The organism is Ruegeria sp. YKSF57 (assembly GCF_059612585.1).
This window is the reverse complement of record NZ_JBXWQW010000013.1, coordinates 22317-35687: the sequence shown is the minus strand read 5'-3', so window position 1 is coordinate 35687 and position 13371 is coordinate 22317. Positions and strand designations below refer to the sequence as shown.

Annotated in this window: 16 protein-coding genes; 5 read left to right on the top strand and 11 right to left on the bottom strand. The window is 57.8% G+C overall.

The annotated features are described in order from the left end of the window. Positions 1-14: 14 nt before the first annotated feature. Positions 15-626: a TIGR04282 family arsenosugar biosynthesis glycosyltransferase gene (locus AC2FLX_RS07630; RefSeq protein WP_480748928.1), complete on the bottom strand. Its 612-nt coding sequence runs from the start codon at positions 624-626 to the stop codon at positions 15-17. 3 nt (positions 627-629) lie between these two features. Further along, the gene (gene dapE / locus AC2FLX_RS07625; protein WP_496875401.1) at positions 630-1775 is read right to left on the bottom strand and encodes a succinyl-diaminopimelate desuccinylase; all 1146 of its coding nucleotides are present in this window, start codon (positions 1773-1775) and stop codon (positions 630-632) included. Positions 1776-1984: 209 nt separating this feature from the next. On the opposite strand from dapE, the gene AC2FLX_RS07620 reads away from it, so the two are divergent. Then, complete coding sequence (locus AC2FLX_RS07620; protein ID WP_496811212.1) at positions 1985-3040, top strand: transporter substrate-binding domain-containing protein; 1056 nt, start codon at positions 1985-1987, stop codon at positions 3038-3040. A gap of 3 nt (positions 3041-3043) precedes the next feature. Here AC2FLX_RS07620 and AC2FLX_RS07615 read toward each other — a convergent pair whose 3' ends face one another. The 6 genes from AC2FLX_RS07615 to AC2FLX_RS07590 all read right to left on the bottom strand — a co-directional run bounded on the left by AC2FLX_RS07615 (position 3044) and on the right by AC2FLX_RS07590 (position 7663). Further along, complete coding sequence (locus AC2FLX_RS07615; protein ID WP_480748931.1) at positions 3044-3388, bottom strand: DUF8846 family protein; 345 nt, start codon at positions 3386-3388, stop codon at positions 3044-3046. A 126-nt stretch (positions 3389-3514) separates the two neighbouring features. Beyond that, complete coding sequence (gene dapD, locus AC2FLX_RS07610; RefSeq protein WP_496745370.1) at positions 3515-4342, bottom strand: 2,3,4,5-tetrahydropyridine-2,6-dicarboxylate N-succinyltransferase; 828 nt, start codon at positions 4340-4342, stop codon at positions 3515-3517. Between the two features lie 92 nt (positions 4343-4434). Then, a complete protein-coding gene (gene bioB / locus AC2FLX_RS07605) occupies positions 4435-5400 on the bottom strand; it encodes a biotin synthase BioB (RefSeq protein ID WP_496811211.1) in 966 nt (321 codons plus the stop codon). Continuing rightward, positions 5393-5980 (bottom strand): biotin transporter BioY, encoded by a 588-nt coding sequence (locus AC2FLX_RS07600; RefSeq protein WP_480748934.1) that lies wholly within the window; start codon positions 5978-5980, stop codon positions 5393-5395. The genes bioB and AC2FLX_RS07600 overlap by 8 nt, the downstream gene beginning before the upstream one ends. 121 nt (positions 5981-6101) lie before the next feature. Next, positions 6102-6701, bottom strand: a complete 600-nt coding sequence (locus AC2FLX_RS07595) for a GntR family transcriptional regulator (protein WP_480748935.1) — start codon at positions 6699-6701, stop codon at positions 6102-6104. Positions 6702-6745: 44 nt separating this feature from the next. Next, the gene (locus tag AC2FLX_RS07590; protein ID WP_496811210.1) at positions 6746-7663 is read right to left on the bottom strand and encodes a threonine/serine dehydratase; all 918 of its coding nucleotides are present in this window, start codon (positions 7661-7663) and stop codon (positions 6746-6748) included. 89 nt (positions 7664-7752) lie between these two features. Here AC2FLX_RS07590 and AC2FLX_RS07585 point away from each other — a divergent pair, with 89 nt between their 5' ends. Both AC2FLX_RS07585 and AC2FLX_RS07580 read left to right on the top strand, forming a co-directional pair. Beyond that, entirely contained in the window at positions 7753-8598 is an 846-nt protein-coding gene (locus AC2FLX_RS07585; protein WP_480748937.1) for an LOG family protein, read from the top strand. A gap of 48 nt (positions 8599-8646) precedes the next feature. After that, entirely contained in the window at positions 8647-8934 is a 288-nt protein-coding gene (locus AC2FLX_RS07580) for a hypothetical protein (protein ID WP_496745376.1), read from the top strand. A gap of 6 nt (positions 8935-8940) precedes the next feature. Here the strand turns inward: AC2FLX_RS07580 and AC2FLX_RS07575 are convergent, their stop codons facing one another. Further along, the gene (locus AC2FLX_RS07575; protein WP_496811209.1) at positions 8941-9150 is read right to left on the bottom strand and encodes a hypothetical protein; all 210 of its coding nucleotides are present in this window, start codon (positions 9148-9150) and stop codon (positions 8941-8943) included. Between the two features lie 160 nt (positions 9151-9310). On the opposite strand from AC2FLX_RS07575, the gene AC2FLX_RS07570 reads away from it, so the two are divergent. Then, entirely contained in the window at positions 9311-10429 is a 1119-nt protein-coding gene (locus tag AC2FLX_RS07570) for a cystathionine gamma-lyase (protein WP_496811208.1), read from the top strand. Positions 10430-10435: 6 nt separating this feature from the next. Here AC2FLX_RS07570 and AC2FLX_RS07565 read toward each other — a convergent pair whose 3' ends face one another. Together AC2FLX_RS07565 and rlmN are read right to left on the bottom strand one after the other, a co-directional pair. After that, positions 10436-10819: a hypothetical protein gene (locus tag AC2FLX_RS07565; protein WP_496745382.1), complete on the bottom strand. Its 384-nt coding sequence runs from the start codon at positions 10817-10819 to the stop codon at positions 10436-10438. 79 nt (positions 10820-10898) lie between these two features. Next, on the bottom strand, positions 10899-12083 hold the full coding sequence (gene rlmN, locus AC2FLX_RS07560) for a dual-specificity RNA methyltransferase RlmN (protein ID WP_496811207.1): 1185 nt from the start codon (positions 12081-12083) through the stop codon (positions 10899-10901). 153 nt (positions 12084-12236) lie between these two features. On the opposite strand from rlmN, the gene AC2FLX_RS07555 reads away from it, so the two are divergent. Next, positions 12237-13301 carry a peptidoglycan-binding domain-containing protein gene (locus AC2FLX_RS07555; RefSeq protein WP_496811206.1) on the top strand — a complete coding sequence of 355 codons (1065 nt, stop codon included), beginning with the start codon at positions 12237-12239 and terminating at the stop codon, positions 13299-13301. The last annotated feature ends 70 nt before the right edge of the window (positions 13302-13371 follow it).

Below are 13371 nucleotides of genomic sequence, written 5' to 3'. Positions count from 1 at the left end.
ACCGCAAACCTTCGTCATCGCAAAAGCGACGAAGCCCGCCCGGTCACCATGGTCGCTTCCAGATCGGATGACGTGTCCACGTCCCTAAGCCGATCCACCAACGCGACCCGACAGCCGGAAACGGATGCCAGAGTATCCGCCAATGCGTGCTCGGTCGACCATCTCACATCCCGAAACAGGCTCCGCGGTAGAACACGTGCATGCCGTGCCCCGACCAGCCAGTACCCGCCATCAACTGACGGGCCAAAGACCATGTCGGCCCCGCCAAGGGCCGCGAATGCACGTCTCACATGGTCACGCCCAACGCCTGGAATATCTGCCCCGATCAGGCAGACGGCGCCGTTTTGCACGGACCGCAATTGCCGGGTCATTCGGGCACCCAAATCCCCGCAGCCTTGCGGCGATCGCGGCAAATCAGCGGGCCAGACCCGGCTGGCCAGACCCTCCCGATCCGGCGCAACGGCCAATACGATCCGCCAGCGTGGATCGCGCAGCCGCCGGATCAGCGCGCGCGTTTGATGCCGAAACCACCATGCCGCCCTCACCATGCCCATGTCCCGCCCTAGCCGCGTTTTGACGCGACCGGGACGAGGCTCCTTGACCATGATGACCAGTGTTTTCTGCATCGGTCAGGAAAAATAGTCCCGCAAGATACGGGCATAGATTGCCTTGAGTTGGTGAATCTGCGCAACCTCGACGCACTCATCCACCTGGTGCATGGTTTTTCCGACCAGACCGAACTCGACCACCGGGCAGCGGGTCATAACAAAACGGGCATCCGAGGTTCCGCCCGAAGTTGACAGAACGGGCGATATGCCGGTTTCGGCCTCTACGGCTTTTGCAACTAGATCGGACAGCTCACCGGGAGGTGTCAGGAAACTCTCGCCCGATATCTTGACCTTCACATCGATCTGAACACCGAATTCCCCGGCAACATGATCGGTCTCGCCTTGCAGCCATTCAGTCAGGCTCGCACCTGAGTGGAGGTCATTAAACCGGATATTGATCGCGGCTTTGCACTGTGCCGGAATGACATTTGTGGCCGAGTTTCCAGTGTCAATCGTGACAACCGCCAAAGTCGAGGGGTCGAAATGGTCGGTTCCGGAATCCAGCTTGTGACTCGCCAGACGATCCATAAGGCGCGCCATCGCCGGCAGGGGGTTCTTTGCCCGGTGCGGATAGGCCGAATGCCCCTGCACTCCGGTCACCGTGAACCATGCTGTCATCGACCCGCGCCGACCGATTTTGATCATCTCGCCCATGTGGTCCGGGCAGGTCGGTTCACCCACCAGACAAGCCGACATGCGCTCGCCTGCCTGATCCATGTAGTCCAGCAGTGCGGTTGTGCCGTCTATGGCGTCCCCTTCTTCATCTCCGGTGATGGTCAGGACAATGGCACCGTCCGGCGGCGTCTGCCGCACGAAATCCACTGCGGCAGCAACAAACGCTGCGACGCCCGACTTCATGTCTGTCGCACCTCGGCCATACAAGGTTCCCTCCCGTATCTCTGCCCCGAATGGAGAGACACTCCACGCTGCCTCGTCACCGACAGGAACCACGTCCGTGTGCCCGTTGAACCCAAAACTGCGGGCGTGCGCCTTGTCGCCCCAACGTGCAAACAGGTTGCTAACGCCGCCGCGGTCAACCCGAACGCAAACGAACCCGGCCTCGGCGAGCACGCGTTCCAACAGAATCAGAGCGCCACCTTCGTAGGGTGTCACCGAAGGGCAGCGGATCAGTTCGGCTGTCAGTTGTGCTGCGTCTGTTGGCGTCATCGGGTCACTCTCGTTTCAGGGTTCGGGTTAAAAGCACACATTCTATGAATCGTCCAGATTGCCAACCCTTGGGCACGGAATTCCTAAAAGCGTGATGAAACGACAAATTCTACCACAAAAAACCGAAAACAACGCCGAGTGAACTGGCGTTAACCTTGCCCGACTGACCCAAATTGCGATAGAGGGCCGCAAACAGGTGATACACAGCGATGCGCACACTTCTTGCCATACTATGCCTGACTATCGTGGTTCTGTCCCAGCAAAGCCAGGCGCAAACACTGACGGTCACGACAGTGACCCGTCCGCCGTTTTCATTTATCGAGGATGGTGCGGATACAGGTTTTTCCATCGACCTGTTAAACGCGCTCGCACGCTCGCTTAATGTTGCCTACACCATCAAAAGGGTCGACGGATTCTCCGATATGCTGGAAACCGTCGAAAAAGGCGATGCGGAACTGGCCATCGCCAATATCTCGATTACCGCTTCGCGCGAAACGCGAATGGATTTCAGCCAGCCGATATTCGAGGCGGGCTTGCAGATAATGGTGCCGTCCGATGCTGCGCGCAGCCCTTCGCTGCTCAATGCATTGCTGGTCCGAGAACTGTTCATTGCCATTGGGTTGGCGTTCGGCGTTCTCTTGGGCGGTGGAATGGTGATGTGGTATTTTGAGCGACGCGCTCAACCCTATTTCGATCGCAAACTGCACGAGGCCTGGTTTCCCTCGTTCTGGTGGGCGTTGAACCTAGTGGTGAATGGCGGGTTCGAGGAACGTGTGCCGAGAACTGCATTCGGCCGGGTTTTTGGCGTGATACTGGTCGTCTCTTCCCTCTTTATTGTTTCGGTTTTCACCGCCAAGATCACTTCGGTCATGACCGTCGATGCCATCAGCGGCGCAGTAAATTCGATCAACGATCTGTATGGCAAACGGGTCGGAACGATCAGCAACTCCACCGCCGCGAGTTTTCTCGAACGACGCGAGCTTGAGTATGCGGGTTACGACGGGTTGACGCCGTTGCTGGCTGATTTCGAGGAAGGGGAACTGGATGCGGTTGTGTTCGATGCGCCCATTCTGTCATATTATGCAACCCATGATGGACGCAAGAAGGCTACGATGGCCGGTAATGTGTTCCTGAGGGAGAATTACGGGATCGCTTTCCCGTCTGGCTCTCCGCTGGTCGAAGACGTTAATCAGGCACTTTTGGCGCTGCGCGAAGACGGCACCTATGACAAGATCTATCGCAAGTGGTTCGGTGTCAGGAATTGACCGTCAGATCTGTCCGACCTCGTCGTAAAACGGCGTCATCTGCGCCACGATCACTGCGTTTTCTTCCAGCGCCCTCTGCATCAAGGCACGCTCTTCAGCGTCGATCTCGTGACCTTCCGCCTCACGCTCTTCCAAGGTTCCGTAACCGGTAACGTCCAGCGGGGCAGTATCGGCTTGCTTGAGGATCGCGACCGTCTCGCGCACCGCCTCTGCCTCGTCCACGCCGCTGGCATAGCACATCAGGGCCGCTCCAGTTGCATCTTTGGGCAGCCCATCGCCTTCCTTGCGACCAATCTGGACCAGCAGCGTATAAACCTGCTGGCGCGATGCCTTCTTTTTCTTTTCCATGCAGCCGCCTTACCCTTGCGGCATTGACCGGTCAACCGAATCCGCTCAAGGCAGGCAAGTCGGCAGTCTGAAATCCTGTTGCGCACCTTTCTTGGTGGCCCATTGACTCCCTTGATGACTGCCAGTTCAGTCGCGCAACAACTCATTTATTCCGGTTTTCGAGCGGGTCTTTTCGTCCACCCGTTTCACGATCACGGCGCAATACAGGTTGATCCCATTCTTAGATGGCATCGAGCCTGCAACCACCACCGAATAAGGCGGCACTTCACCATACATCACTTCGCCGGAGTCGCGGTCGACGATCTTGGTCGACTTGCCGATGAACACCCCCATGCCCAGGACCGAGCCTTCGCGCACGATGCAGCCCTCGACCACTTCCGAACGTGCCCCGATAAAGCAGTTGTCCTCGATAATGGTCGGACCCGCCTGCATCGGTTCCAGCACGCCGCCGATGCCGACACCTCCCGACAGGTGCACGTTCTTGCCGATCTGGGCGCAAGACCCGACGGTGGCCCAAGTGTCCACCATGGTACCGCTGTCGACATAAGCGCCGAGGTTTACAAACGACGGCATCAGCACCACACCCGGCGCGATATAGGCCGATTTACGCACGATGCAGTTTGGCACTGCCCGGAACCCGGCGGCGGTCCACTCATTGTCGCCCCAGCCCTTGAACTTACTGTCGACCTTGTCCCACCAATGGCCGCCCTGCGGGCCGCCATCCTGTTGCTCCATGTCTTTCAGCCGGAACCCCAGCAGCACGGCCTTCTTGGCCCACTGGTTCACGTGCCAGTCGCCGTTTTCCATCTTCTCGGCCACGCGCAGGTTGCCGCTGTCCAGCGCGTTCAGCGTGGCCTCAATGGCTTCACGGGTTTCGCCGCCGGTGGACGGCGTGACGGTGTCGCGCGCCTCCCAGGCGGCTTCGATGGCGGCTTCCAGCTGCGCGTTGGACATGGGTCTACTCCCTGCAGAATCTCGTCACGTTGGTGTGGCCTATAAGCAAGCAGGGGCCAAGACGCAATGCGACGCTCATTGGCCCCTTTGCGTCAGTCGTCGCCAAGGGCGCCCAACGCCGCAAACATTTCGCGGTCGTTGCCAGTTCCCGCGTTGGGGGCGGTCAGCAAAACATCCCCATAAAAGACCGAGTTCGCGCCAGCCAGGAAACACAGCGCTTGTTCGGCCGTTGAGAATTCAGACCGCCCTGCAGACAGGCGCACGCGCGCTTTGGGCATGATGACCCGGGCGGTTGCCACCATGCGCACCAGATCAAAGATTCCGACCTTTTTGCGATGCGCCAGCGGTGTGCCCTCGATCGGGATCAGCGCATTAATCGGAACGCTTTCCGGATGCGGGTTGAAGGTCGCCAAAACCTGCAGCATCGAGGCGCGATCACGCAGGCTTTCGCCCATTCCGATGATGCCACCGCAACACAGGGCGATGCCTGCGTCCCGGCAATAGGACAGAGTTTCCAGTCGGTCCTGATAGGTTCGCGTCCCGATGATCGCGCCATAGAACTCCGGCGATGTGTCAAGGTTGTGATTGTAGGCGGTCAATCCAGCGTTGGCGAGGCGATTGGCCTGATGCTGCTTCAGCATACCCAAGGTCACGCAGGCCTCCATACCCAGCACACGCACACCCGAGACCATCTCCAGCACATTGTCAAACTCTTCTCCGTCGCGGACCTGTCTCCAGGCCGCACCCATGCAAAACCGTTCTGCCCCGGCCTCCTTGGCTCGTTTGGCCAGCGACAAAACCTGCTCCGGGTTCATCAGTCTTTCCTTGGTCAACTCTACCTCTCGGTGATGCGCCGATTGCGGGCAATAGGCACAATCCTCGGGACAGCCACCGGTCTTGATCGATAGCAGGCTGGCTTTTTGAATGTCTTCGGGGTCGTGATGAATACGGTGAACCGCATTCGCGCGCCCCACCAAGTCCAGCAAGGGAAGGCGCAACAGCGCCTCCACCTCGTCCACCGACCAATCGCTGCGGAGGGTTTGGCCCTGATCAAGCATCCGATTTGGTCCCGCGAATTTTGGCCATCAGGCCGCCGGGGAGCCCCAGAACAATGATAGCTGCCAGCGTGATTTTGACCAGATCGCCCGCGACAAAGGGAGTAAAGCCGTAGGCCAGCACCTTATCCGACGGCACAAACTGCGCGAGCCAAGCCAACCCAAACCCATAAACCACGCCCAACCCCAACAGCATAGCGGGCCACAGAAATAACCTGCGCAGATTGCCGGCAGCCCAGCCGACCATCGCGGCCGCCACAACAAAGCCCAACAGGTATCCGCCGGTGCCACCGAACATGTAAGCCAGACCGATGCCCTTTTCCGGGGTTCCCGCGAATACGGGGAAGCCGGCGGCCCCCGCAACAAGATATCCAACCAGCGTGGCGGTTCCCAAACGAGCACCGTAAGCGGCGGCTATTGCCATGACCGCGGCTACCTGGAGCGTCATCGGCACGGGCCAGAACGGAACCTGCACCTTGGCGCTGAGTGTCAACAGAAGAACGCCCACGGCTATGCGCAGAGCCTGACCGGACAGGCCCAACGCTCCAAAAGAAGGAAGGGCGGCTTGGTGAGAGGGTTTCATGCATCGCTCCATTTTATAGATTTAATTTCTCTACTTTAAATAGGATTACATTTTTTATCTATAAATTATCAAGGCACAAAAAGTCACATTATAACGTGTTGTTATAAATGATTTTAATTAACTACCGGGCACGGCGAATGTGTTTGGTAAGAACCGAGATCGCCGAAGGAGCATCCCGACGCTTCAAAGCCTGAATGATTGCCGCATGATCGGCGTCCGTTCTCTGCGCCCATTTCTGACGCCATTGCGCGAACATATGACGAGCATTGGCAATATGCAGGTCATCAATGGCATGCAGCAGCCTTGGCATGGCACAGGGTGTCAGAACCGAGCGGTGAAAGGCGCGATTTCGCGCTTCCCAAGTTGGCATATCCTTCGCCTCGTCGCACGCCGCCCGCGCCTCGTCTGCCGCCTTGATCGCGGTCGGTGTCATGTTTTGAACCGAATGCTGCAGCGCCAGCGATTCCAGCGCCACCCGCATCTCGATCACTTCGCGCACTTCAGCAGGGTTCAAGGCGGTCACACGCATACCGCGGCGCGGCTCGCTTTCTGCCAACCCGTGCGCCTCAAGCCTCAGCAATGCCTCGCGCACCGGAACGTGGCTGGTCTCATAGGCGCGCGCGATATGATCCTGCCGCAACTTTTCACCCGCAGGCAACGTGCCGGTGATGATTTGCCGGCTGAGGCGGTCATAAATCTTGTCGGCAATCGTTGCGGTCATGAATTATAGATAAAACCCGCAAAGCTCATGCTCAAGGCGATAATTCAGGATAAAAACGGGTCAGGCGCGATATTTCCACCGCAGATCAGAACCGCCATTCTTTCACCAGGCTCAGGTCGATAAACACCCGACATCAACGCCGCCAGCGCCGTCGCTCCCGCTGGTTCGACCAGTATTCGCCGCTCTTGCCACAGCGCCCCTTGCGCCCGCTCAATGGCCGCATCCGAAACCAGTACGGTTTCGATTCCCCGCGCCAAACCAAAACAGATATCGCCAATCCGGCGCGCGCCCAGCGCATTGGCAGCAATCCCCGAAACCTCGACATCCACCGGTTCACCCGCCGTCTGCGCGGCATGCAGGGCGCAAGACGTCTCGGGCTCAACCGCCACGACCTTGCGCGCGCCTTGAAACCAGCCCAAGGCACCGGAAATCAATCCGCCGCCGCCGACCGCAATCAGAACCGTATCCGCCTGCAATCCCTGCGCGTCCCATTCGGCAAAACAGGTGCCCTGCCCTGCAACGGTCATCTGTGCGTCATAGGCGTGGATCTGCATCGCACCGCTTGCCCTTTCATGCTCGCGGGCCAATTCCAATGCATTGGCGTATTCGCCGGGCACCACAGTCAGGTCCGCACCAATCCCTTCGATCAAGGCAATTTTCGATGGTCCTGCCATCTCTGGCACAAAGATTTTCGCCGGATAACCTAGCGTCCGCGCGGCATATGCAGCGGCAGCACCGTGATTGCCGCCCGATGCCGCAACAACTCCGGCCGCCGGCACACTGCAACTCAAAAGCGTGTTGAATGCCCCCCGCGCTTTGAAACTTCCTGTGTGCTGCATGTGCTCCAACTTCAACTCGACAGGATAGTCCAATCCGAACCCGCCAACCCGCATCACCGGTGTTTCCTGAACGTGGCCGACAACCCGTTGGGTTGCCGTTGAAATCTCTGTCTTCCAATCCATTTTCACATCCTTGTCACGGGGCGGTACTGGCGCTCTGTCCGGGAAACCTATAGCTGTTTCACAAACACGCAAGCAGGGATACCCCAGCAATGAGAGAAGACCACCGTCTGAGCCCGTTCCGCGACGCCCATACTGACCGTTCGACCGCGAGCGAGGTTCCGGATACGCCGCAAACCCGTTCACCTGCATACAAGCTGGCCTTTGCAGATGACGACTTTCTCTGCCGTGACGAATTGCGCCCGGTGCGTCTGCAGCTTGAGTTGCTGAAACCCGAAATGTTGATGGCAGAGCGCCAGATCAGCTCGACCATTGTCATGTTTGGCGGCGCGCGCATTCCTGAACCATCAAAAAAGCACACAGCACGCACGCAAACCTTGGCAAACCTGTCTCAATACTACGACGAGGCCCGGGAGTTTGCCAGGTTGATGACCGAGAAATCCAAGGAAAGCGGCGGCCGCGAAAACGTGATTGTCACTGGTGGCGGACCAGGCGTGATGGAAGCCGGCAATCGTGGCGCGCATGAGGCAGGCGGCTGTTCTATTGGGTTGAACATCGTACTTCCCCACGAACAGGCGCCGAACCTGTTCGTGACTCCGGAACTCAGCTTCAACTTCCATTACTTTGCCATCCGCAAGATGCATTTCCTGATGCGCGCCCGTGCGATCACAATCTTCCCCGGTGGCTTTGGCACGATGGACGAACTGTTTGAGTCGCTGACGCTGATCCAGACCGGGCGCATGGAACGGGTACCCTTCCTGCTGTTTGGCCGGGCGTTCTGGGAAAAGGTCATCAACTGGGAGGCGCTCGCGGACGCGGGCACGATATCGGACGAGGATCTGGACCTGTTCCGTTTTGTCGACACCGCTCAAGAGGCGGTGCACATCATCGAAAACTGGGAACCGGCGCCAGCGCGCGATTCAATTCCCGGGAGATAGCGGGAATCGTGGTAAACTGTGCTTCGACCGCATCCAAGGGAGGAGCTCATGTCCTATGTAACGGTTTCCAACTGGAGTTACGACGACACCCTCGATGAAAGCGCGTTGCTTGCGACGGCCAAAGAAAAGCTCAGCCAACTCAAGGCGATGGGCGCCAGCAGTGGCCACCTTGTCAGGATCAGCCCCACCGAAGGACTGATCGTAATGGTTTATCCGGACGAAGGCACATGGAACCGCGTGCGCGAGTCAGTCGAACACATGCGCAAGGATACCATTGCGACCGAAGGCGGCGTGATGACGCGCGCATTCAATGGCCCAGCTGTGGTTTCGGTCTGAAACCGCTTAGTGCAGTTCCGACGGAAGAACCCCAAGTTCATCGCCACCAGGCAGCCTTGTCACAACCTGTTTGCCTTTCACATCCTTGATCGCATAGCCGAAACCTGCCAGCCGGAATTTCCATTCCCGCGCGCTCAGCGACTTCGCCCGCTCACGCTGAAGCAGGTCCAGAACGCCCGCCTCGATCCCCGTTTTTTCAAAATTAGCCTGCGCCATTTCTTCCCCTCCATGGCATTGACCCCTGAATGGAAACTAATTGTTCAACAGGGCGGAAATTCACCGGATTTTAGGTGAGTCTTAGGCATTTCTTGTGCTTCCACGGCCACAATTTGAATGCTATGGCGGTTCGAACGTGATCGTCGAAGGGGTAAAAGCCATGTACAAATCAGTGTCGGATGGCCTGAAATTGGGCGAGATGCTCCACCTTCGCGGCAACACGCTAGGCAAGGGCGACCCTGTTGCCCTGCCTCTGGTACAAAGCAGCATGTACCATTTGCCTGGAACACCTGACGGGTTTCCGGGATACGGCCGCGTCAACAATGCGACATGGGAACATCTGGAACATGTGCTGGCGCATCTCGAAGGCGCACCATGTGTGTGCTTTCCTTCAGGCATGGGCGCGATTTCAGCAGCCTTGTTTGCCGTGGTCAAGGCCGGGCAGCGGGTGCTGATTCCTTCGGATGGCTACTATGTGACCCGGCTTTTGGCCGACCGTTTCTTGGCCAAACTGGGCGTCACAGTGATCGAGCGCCCAACCATGAGCTTTGGCGATGGCGGATTTGAAGGGTTTGATGTTGTGTTTGTAGAAAGCCCGTCCAACCCCGGTCTGGATATGGTCGATCTGGCGGCTATCGCCCGGGATGTTCGCGCTTTGGGAGGCATTACCATTGCCGACAATACGACTTTGACACCGCTTGGACAGCGTCCGCTGGATCTGGGGATCGACGTAGTGGTGTCCTCGGACACCAAGGCGATGGGGGGGCATTCGGACGTACTGATGGGGCATGTCGCCAGTCGAAATGCAGATTTCATGGAATCCGTCGAAGAATGGCGGAGAGTGTCCGGCGCGATCCCCGGCCCGCAGGAATCCTGGCTGCTGCACCGGGGGCTGGAAACGCTGGATGTTCGGTTTGAACGGATGTGCGAAACGGCAGGGCTGCTGGCCGGAAAACTTGCCGAACACCCGGCTATCCGACGGATCCGCTATCCGGGCCTGCCACAGGACCCGTCGCACAATCTGGCCAGCACTCAGACCAGACGGTTCGGGTTCCTGTTGTCGGTCACTCTGGAAAGCGAGGCCAAGGCCGAACAGTTCATCAATGACTGCGCTCTGATCCGGCCAGCCACGTCATTCGGCGGAGTGCACACATCCGCAGAGAGGCGCGCGCGCTGGGGTGATGCAGTTGACCCGGGCTTTGTTCGGCTTTCGGTCGGTTGCGAACCGGCAGAGGAATTGTGGCAGGCGGTCAGGGCATCCCTCGACGGGTTGCATTGAGACCTCCTATTTTTTCTGTTCACGCAGTTCCTTAAACACGAATATCGGTAGCAGAATCCCCGCGATCAGTGCTCCAAGCCAGACAAGCAAAGTGGCGGCCAGCAGGTTCGATACTCCGCCAATCGTCAACCCGGCGGCAATGAAATCGGTGATCAGCAGCCCGACGAAGATCACGACCAGTGCGATACCGCCCTTGAGAGCTGGCACGTTTTTTTCGCTGACCTTTGCGATCAGGGGTTCGGCGATCACTTGTACAAGCGTAAATATGACCACCACGACGATGAAGGACAGCGGCGCGATGGAAAAGCCCGCAAGAATGGCTGCGGCCAGCAAAAGACCAACGGCGTTGCCGACAAGCAAGGCAACGGCCGACATGAGACGTCGTGACATGAGTAAATCCCTCGCAATCAATCCTTGTTGATATTGAATACGAGCCTAGACCGGGATCAGATCAATTTCACCTTGTTTTTCAAAGGCCCGCTTCGGACTCGATCTGTTTGCGCGACTTGCGCTCGCGTTCGGTTGCGGATTTCAGCTGACCGCAGGCGGCCATGATATCCTCGCCACGGGGCGTACGGATGGGTGAGGCATATCCGGCCTGGTAGATGATGTTTGCAAACGCCCGGATGCGGTTGTTCGAGCTTCGCTTGTAGGGGGCACCGGGCCATTCGTTGAACGGGATCAGGTTGATTTTGGCCGGAATGTTGTGGCGTTTGATGTGCGCGATCAGGCGGCGGGCGTCTTCGTCCGTGTCATTCACTCCGTCCAGCATCACGTATTCAAAGGTAATACGCTCCGAGTTGGATGCCTTGGGATAGCTGGCCAGTGCGCCCAGCAATTCTTCTATATTCCAACGCTTGTTGATCGGCACCAGGATGTCGCGGGTATCGTCTGTTGTGGCGTGAAACGAGATCGCCAACAGACAGCCGATTTCATCCGCGGTGCGCGCGATTTCCGGCACCACGCCGGAGGTCGACAGGGTAATGCGGCGACGGGACAAAGAGATGCCTTCGGGGTCCATCGCGATCTTCATCGCGTCGCGGACGTTGTCGAAATTGTAAAGCGGCTCGCCCATTCCCATTAGTACAATATTGGACAAAAGGCGGGTTTCGTTCTTGGGTTCACCCGGTGTCGGCCATTCCTCAAGATCGTCGCGCGCCATCATGATCTGACCCACAATTTCCGCGGATGTGAGATTTCGTACCAGTTTCTGAGTGCCTGTGTGGCAAAATGTACAAGTCAGCGTACACCCGACCTGCGAGGAAATGCACAGCGTGCCGCGATCTTCTTCGGGGATATAGACCACCTCGACCTCGTGCCCGCCAGCGATGCGGACGAGATATTTGCGGGTGCCGTCCTCGGACACCTTGCGGGTCACCACCTCGGGGATTTCGATCACGAACGCCTCGGCCAGTTGCGCGCGATAGGCCTTGGCGAGGTTCGTCATCTCGGCAAAGTCGCGCACGCCCCATTGATAAATCCATTGCCAGATCTGGTTGACCCGCATCTTGGCCTGTTTCTCGGGCGTGCCATGTTCGATCAGAACCTCGCGCAGCCGGTCGCGGGTGAGGCCCACAATATTGACCTTCCCCTCGGCAGGCAGCTTGCGGGGGATGGTCAGGACGTCATGAGTGATCGGCGCTTTGGCGGACATGGGCAGGGACTCGGCGGATTCTGGAACGGAATGCGCCTCTATATAGGAAAGTCGGCAAAGATCAAAAGGTTTCGCGCAGCGCGACAAGGGGCGTGTTTTCACGAATCTCTTTTTTAAGCTATTCTGAACATAATACTTATGGCGGAGGGGGACATGGCCAAAGGTATTTCGGCGCCTGTGGGTAAGAACAAGGCGAACGATTCCGAGGATGTCAAACAGGTTCAGACCCTGTTGAATCCGTTTGCTCAGGCCGCCGGGTTTCCAAAACTGAAAGTTGACGGAAAATACGGCAAGAAGACTGCGGCCGCGATCGGGGCATTTCAACTCAGGGTGTGCAAGTTCAAACCCGACTATGTCATTTCGCCGGGCAAGACGACGATCAAGACGCTTGTTGCGGGTCCGGCCAAAGCCAAGGCCAATGCCAAAAAGGTGGAACAGGCCAAGGTCGAAGCCAAGAAAAGCGCGCTGAAACAGGCGGTCAAGAACGCCGAAAAGGCGGCAAAGTCCGAAAAGCTGGAAAAGAGCATTTGGGGCGACATCTTTGACAAGGTCGAATCCTATGCCGATGAGCTGTATGACGACTTTCTGAACCTGTTCGAAAAAAAGGCCGAAGCCACACCCGAAGACGCCAAAAAGATCGCGGACAAGGTGATCAAGGAGGCGCAGAAAAAGGCGGCGGACGAGGCCAAGGTTGCCGCCAAGGAAGCGGAAAAGAAACCGGAACCCAAGGCCAAGGGCAAGGTGACCGGCAAGACCAAGGGCGTGAAGAAACGGCTTTTGGAAGTTCTCAACGAGGTTTCCGCCTTTTACGACAAGCCCATCCTTGTTGTGTCCGGCCTGCGGTCAAAGAAATATCAGGCCGAGTGCATGTACAAAGGTTGGAACGGGCATCTGAAGCGCGGCAATTACTACTACTATCTGGCCAGAAACCAGAAGCTAAGGGAAGAGTTGGACGGCATCCGGCAGCGCGGTGACGAGAAGGCCTTTATTGAAACGATGATGAAGAAGGCCGACTGGAAACAGGTCTCGTACCACCTGACCGGCAGCGCCGTTGATGTGGCTTTGACAACCGACAAACGGATGATTGCGGCCTTGGCCACCTGCCTGAATCACCTGCGCGAAACCAACAGCGGCAAGGTCGCCTGCCATCACTTTGACCTGAAGAAATGCGAGTGGCCGATCAAGGAGACAACCAGGGCCAAGTGGAAGAAGAGCTGAGAGGGTGGCGACACATTGGTGCTCGCGAAGCAAGGCAATGATTGAGGCCAACCTCGCCGTTTTTTCAAAG